This is a genomic window from Robiginitalea sp., from assembly GCF_049588695.1.
Classification (GTDB): Bacteria; Bacteroidota; Bacteroidia; order Flavobacteriales; family Flavobacteriaceae; genus Robiginitalea.
The window spans coordinates 1-5,160 of the sequence record NZ_JBAVZJ010000136.1 but is presented as its reverse complement, the minus strand read 5'-3'; the positions used below and the strand labels follow the sequence as shown (position 1 = coordinate 5,160).

7 protein-coding genes are annotated in these 5,160 nt (G+C 48.8%); 3 read left to right on the top strand and 4 right to left on the bottom strand.

From position 1 onward, the window contains the following. A partial coding sequence (locus WBV75_RS03050; protein WP_424119184.1) for a DnaJ C-terminal domain-containing protein occupies positions 1 to 577 on the top strand: 577 nt, incomplete at its 5' end. A gap of 28 nt (positions 578 to 605) precedes the next feature. Then, the gene (locus tag WBV75_RS03045) at positions 606 to 896 is read left to right on the top strand and encodes a chaperone modulator CbpM (RefSeq protein WP_424119183.1); all 291 of its coding nucleotides are present in this window, start codon (positions 606 to 608) and stop codon (positions 894 to 896) included. 9 nt (positions 897 to 905) lie between these two features. On the opposite strand, the gene WBV75_RS03040 is transcribed toward WBV75_RS03045, so the two are convergent. From WBV75_RS03040 to trxA, 4 genes are all read right to left on the bottom strand, one after another. Beyond that, the gene (locus WBV75_RS03040) at positions 906 to 1,586 is read right to left on the bottom strand and encodes an ABC transporter ATP-binding protein (protein ID WP_424119182.1); all 681 of its coding nucleotides are present in this window, start codon (positions 1,584 to 1,586) and stop codon (positions 906 to 908) included. A gap of 9 nt (positions 1,587 to 1,595) precedes the next feature. After that, complete coding sequence (locus tag WBV75_RS03035) at positions 1,596 to 2,858, bottom strand: ABC transporter permease (protein WP_424119181.1); 1,263 nt, start codon at positions 2,856 to 2,858, stop codon at positions 1,596 to 1,598. Beyond that, positions 2,855 to 3,931 (bottom strand): efflux RND transporter periplasmic adaptor subunit, encoded by a 1,077-nt coding sequence (locus WBV75_RS03030; RefSeq protein ID WP_424119180.1) that lies wholly within the window; start codon positions 3,929 to 3,931, stop codon positions 2,855 to 2,857. Before WBV75_RS03030 ends, WBV75_RS03035 begins: the two co-directional genes overlap by 4 nt. Before the next feature lie 250 nt (positions 3,932 to 4,181). Continuing rightward, entirely contained in the window at positions 4,182 to 4,481 is a 300-nt protein-coding gene (gene trxA / locus WBV75_RS03025; protein WP_424119179.1) for a thioredoxin, read from the bottom strand. Positions 4,482 to 4,733: 252 nt separating this feature from the next. Between trxA and WBV75_RS03020 the strand changes: the two genes are divergently transcribed. After that, a partial coding sequence (locus tag WBV75_RS03020) for a universal stress protein (protein WP_424119178.1) occupies positions 4,734 to 5,160 on the top strand: 427 nt, incomplete at its 3' end.

Genomic DNA, 5,160 nt, shown 5'->3' with positions numbered 1-5,160 from the left:
TTCTTCGGGTGGCGAAGGAGACTTCTCTGATTTTTTTGAATCCATGTTCGGGGGGTTCAGGCAGGGGGGGCAAAGCCAGCGCAGGGGTTACCAGGGACAGGACTACAACGCCAACCTCCAACTGGATTTGCGGGAGGTCTATCAGACACACAAACGGACGCTGACCGTGGGGGATCGCAATATCCGAATCACCATACCGGCGGGAATAGAAGACGGACAGACCATACGGATCAAGGGATATGGGGGTCCGGGGATTCACGGTGGCCCCAAAGGGGATCTCTACATCACATTTGAAATCCGGAATTCCACGCCCTTTCGCCGGGAGGGGGGCAATCTGTATAAAACGCAGGAGATACCTTTGACCACGGCTGTCCTGGGAGGGGACCTAATGGTTGACACCTTTGACGGTAAGGTAAAACTTAAAGTGAAGCCGCTGACCCAGAACAATACCCGGGTGAAACTCGGCGGAAAAGGCTTTCCGGTATATAAAAAGCAGGGGGAGTTCGGGGATTTGTACATTACCTACCAGGTCGCTTTACCCAAGCAGCTTACCCCGGAACAAAAAAGCCTTTTTTAAAGTTTAAAAGCCCAAAATCTCTAATCTTATGAATGTGAAAAATTATATTCCTATCACAGATTTTTGCAGGGGCCATGCCCTTGAAGAGTCCTTTATCTATTCCCTTCACGAGATTGAACTTATTGAAATCAGGCAGGTAGAAGCTGAACCTGTCATTCCCGTGAGGGACTTGCGGAGGTTGGAACGACTCGTTCGCCTGCACCGGGATCTGGAAATCAGCCCTGAAACCTTGCTGGCTGTGGACCACCTTTTGGACCAGGTGGAAACCCTGCAGGAGGAAGTCCTGGCCCTGCGACGCCGTCTCAACCGCTGGGAGTAGCCTCTCTTTTTAAGACCCTTGTATTATACGACCATCCTCCATTTCCAGAATGCGGTCCGTTCGCCCCGCGAAGTCTTCGTCGTGGGTCACTACCAGTAGCGATAACCCTTCTTCTTCCCGAAGCTGTTTAAAAATCTGAAAGACATTTTCCGAATTGTAACTATCCAGATTACCGGTGGGTTCATCTCCCATAAGTATAGCCGGGTTATTGATAAGGGCACGGGCGATGGCCACCCGTTGTTTTTCACCTCCGGAAATCCGGGAGGCTTTTTTGCCAGCGAGTTTTTCAATATGGAGCATCCGAAGTTTTTCCATGGCATCATGGCGGATCTCGCCAGCTGACTTTAATCCCAGTTTCAGTGCTGGAAGCATCACATTTTCCAAAACGCTGAATTCCAGCAACAGGTAGTGAAATTGAAACACAAAACCAATATATTCATTCCTGAGTCGCGCCAGATGTTTATTCGAACTGCCGGTTATAAGTTTGTCTTTTAGATATAGAGATCCTTCATAAGCTGTATCCATAGTGGACAGGATATACAACAGGGTGGATTTTCCGGAACCGGATTTTCCGATAATACTCGTGAACTGTCCTTCCGGAAGGGTAAAGCTGATGTCTTTCAGCACGTGATACTCTACTGGTTTTGTAAAGTATTTATCGATATTCCGAGCTTCGAGAACCGTCTTCATAACTCAGGTTTAGTTCCCCCGGATGATTTGAACCGGGTCTATTTTTCGGGCCTTGGCCGACGGCAGGTAGCCCGCGATAAAGGTGGATAAAAGCGCAAAGGTTATACCTATCAGGTAATACACCGGGTTGTGGTTTACCGGAAAGGTGTCGATGGTCGGCAGGGCTTCGGTTTCAAAAGGAAGGGAATCGATCAGGTGACTGAGCCCAAATCCCAGGAGCAGGCCGGAAATCCCCCCGATGAAGCCGATTAAAAGGGCCTGGCTCATAAAAATATTTTGCACATCCAGGCCGGAGAACCCCGTGGCTTTCAATATGGCAATATCATTCATCTTCTCGTATATGAGCATATTGAGAATGTTGTAAATCCCAAAACCGGCAACAATCAGCAAAGTGATGGATACGGCGTAGGTTATCAGGTTGCGGATGGTGGTCCCGGTTTCGAACTGGGCATTGGCATCTTGTATATCCCGCGCTTGCACTTTGTACTGTGCCTGGAGTTGCCGCGCCATAACAGGGGCTTCCCGAACGTCAGCCAGTTTAATGTGTATATCGGTGATATAATTGGAGGCTTCTCCCATAATCCGCTGGGCGTTCTGAAGGGTAGTCAGGCTTTGGGTATTGTCGATATCGGCCAAACCGCTCTGGTATATTCCTACAATGCGTAAGGGAAAAACAGCCCCCTCAGGAGTACTCACCTGAACCCGGTCTCCCATCTGCAGAGACATTTTCTCCGCCAGGCCAATGCCCAGAATTACACCATTGTCTGAACTTGCCAGTGCCCGGGCACTGCCTTGTACAATATAGTCGCCCAGATTGGAAATCCGCTCTTCTTCCAGGATATCCATCCCCACCAGTACGCCACCCAGGTTTAGGGCTCCGGAGAGGTAAAAAATCTGAGCTCTGACCTGGGGGGTGACCCCGACGACATCCTCCCGTGATTTCAGGTTTTTTAGGATGGGTGGGGCATTGTGGATTTTCAGCTGCCCCTTCCGGGGTTTTACGGAGCGGATTTGGAGCAGATCCGAATCAAAAGGCGTATACCGGTTTACAGGCTGAATCTCGCTGGGTTGTACCTCATTGTACAAATGGATGTGAGGGGTTTGATTAAGGATCAGGTCATCGAGCATACCATTGAGTCCGGTCATAAAACTGACCAGTGTAATGTAGGCTCCTATTCCAAAAGTGACTCCCAGGGCTGCCGTGATCGTAGATTTCATCTTGGTCAGCAAATGAGTTCGTGCAATACTCAGGATAAGCGGCCATTGTTTCATTGTTGGGGCCTTAAGAGTTTTGTGTCAGCCTCGATACCCTCCAGGATTTCTATCCGGTCCAGGGTTTCTATCCCGGCCACTATTTTCCGCATTCCCTGAAGCGTACGTACGCTATCTCGCCCAACCAGGTAGTCTTTGGGAATGGTCAGAACATTTTCCTTTTGGGCGATAATGATATTTGCCTCTCCGGAAAGGCCGGGATACAGAATATCCGGAGCCTTTTCAAACCGGACCTCAACGGTAAAGGTCTGGGAGCGCTCGTCTTTCTGAGGGTATATCTTTCTGACCCGGGTTTCAAAAACGGTCTCCGGGTAGGCGTCCAGTGTGACCAGTGCGAGTTGTCCTTCCTGTATCTGAACAATGTCAATTTCATCGACGAGTAATTCAGCGAGAAACACATCCGGGCTGCCCAAAAGGGCGAGGGGTTCATTGGGAAGTACCCCTTCCCCAGGTTCTTTGTATAAGGCGTAAACCTTACCCTTAATCGTACTTCGAAGGGTGTAGTCTGAAGTCTTCACGACACTGGACTGATAGGTGTTCTGCGCCTGTATCATCTGCGATTTCAGATCTTTCTGAAGGCGGGCGTATTCGCTGCGCAAGCGCTGCAAAAGGTTTCGGGAGCGTTCGTAGGCCAGTTTTCTGTTTTCAAAGTCAGCAAGGGAGCCGATTTGCTGGGACCATAGTTTTTCCTGTCGCCTGAAATTAATCGAATCGTCCCGGAAGTTTAATTCTGCGGTTTTTATTTGTACCTCCAGATCCTTCAACGGGGTGGAGGCCCCCGAGTAATTTTGCCGGGCCAATTCCATTTGAAGTCGGGCGTTCTCTGCGCTCAGGCGGGGCGTCGCGTCGGTCAGGTGCATCAATGGGGCACCTGGCCGGACGGAATCTCCTTCCTCGACCAGATGGTTTTCTAAAATACCGCTTACAGAGGCGTACACCCGGTACATACTATCCGGCCAAACCGTTACCGAAGCATATACCGAGGCCGTTATATTGCCTTTTTCGGGGAATATGGGTTCCTCTTTCGAACCACAGGAAATGGAAAAAACGACCAGCAGTCCCAAGGAAAGCATTTTGAGAACAGAGGTTTTGGGACAGTTGAAATGCGGGGGGGGCATTTTCCGTCCCACCTGGAAAAAACGGATTGAGTTATGCAGATGCCAAAGGCACCCCAAACCAGGAGTATCCACCTTGAAACCGGGTAACGGGTGTTCTTTACCCGCCCCTGACCGGAAGGATGTGAGTATCCGAAAGCACCACTCGCGTATTGGGATCATACTAATATTTTAATGCCCGGGCCTGGGCCATGAGTTCCAGCCGGTCCTACAACAACGGTTCGAGCTCTTCAAGGAGGGTATGTTTTGGCAATACCCCGGATTTTCTCCAGCGTATTTCCCCTTCTTTAAAGAGTATCATGGTCGGTACCCCGCGAACCTGGTATCGTCCAGCGATGGCAGCATTGTTGTCTACATCGATTTTGATGACTTTGATCCGATCCCCTAACGCTGCCTTAACCTCCTTGAGAATCGGGGAAAGCATTTTACAGGGCCCACACCAGTCTGCATGAAAATCAATTAGGACAGGAGTTTCAGATTGAATAAGGGTATTGAAAGAACCTTTCATCGGTCGTAATAAATTTGGTTTATTAGTTCTTATGGAATTCGCCAAAAACCCTTCCGGATACGTTCTGCAATTATGGTTTCAGGGTTTCTAAACCGTAGTTTTTTCGGGTATTGAAAAGAGTAATGGCTCATTTCATGTTTCAAAAATGTACTCTTAAATGTAATCATTCCCTTTGGGATATGACAATGATGTAAATCATATAGCCCCCCCTGGGCTTTTTGTATCTTTAAAAGGAACGTAAATTATATAGCTATGGAGTATCGAATTGCTATTCCTACAGATTTTTCTAAAAATGCAGATAAGGCTGCACGCTTCGCTCTGGAATTGTTTTCTGGGCAAGCTTGTCGGTTTTACCTCACACATACCTATACCCCGGCATTCTTCCGAGCTGAATATTTACTCCAAAGTCCCGGTCAGATCGGGCTCGGGGATATGTATCAGGAACGGGTGATGAAAAAACTAAAAAAACATAAAAAGACCCTTCTTGAGCATGCGAGCCAGGAGCATGAGATTATTCCACATGCGGCGTTTAACTCCCTGCCTGAAGAACTTGAGGATATGGGCAAAAAAGAGACGCTGGATTTGATTATTATGGGGACACAAGGCGCTACAGGTGCGCGTGATGTGTTGTTTGGTACTCACGCGGTTCAGGTTCTCCACAGGGCGAGTTGCCCTGTTC

Excerpts from the sequence above, each read along its gene's own strand:
- WBV75_RS03040 (WP_424119182.1), bottom strand. The coding sequence starts at position 1,586 with ATGAAGACGGTTCTCGAAGCTCGGAATATCGATAAATACTTTACAAAA.
- WBV75_RS03035 (WP_424119181.1), bottom strand. The coding sequence starts at position 2,858 with ATGAAACAATGGCCGCTTATCCTGAGTATTGCACGAACTCATTTGCTG.
- WBV75_RS03030 (WP_424119180.1), bottom strand. The coding sequence starts at position 3,931 with ATGCTTTCCTTGGGACTGCTGGTCGTTTTTTCCATTTCCTGTGGTTCG.
- WBV75_RS03045 (WP_424119183.1), top strand. The coding sequence starts at position 606 with ATGAATGTGAAAAATTATATTCCTATCACAGATTTTTGCAGGGGCCAT.
- trxA (WP_424119179.1), bottom strand. The coding sequence starts at position 4,481 with ATGAAAGGTTCTTTCAATACCCTTATTCAATCTGAAACTCCTGTCCTA.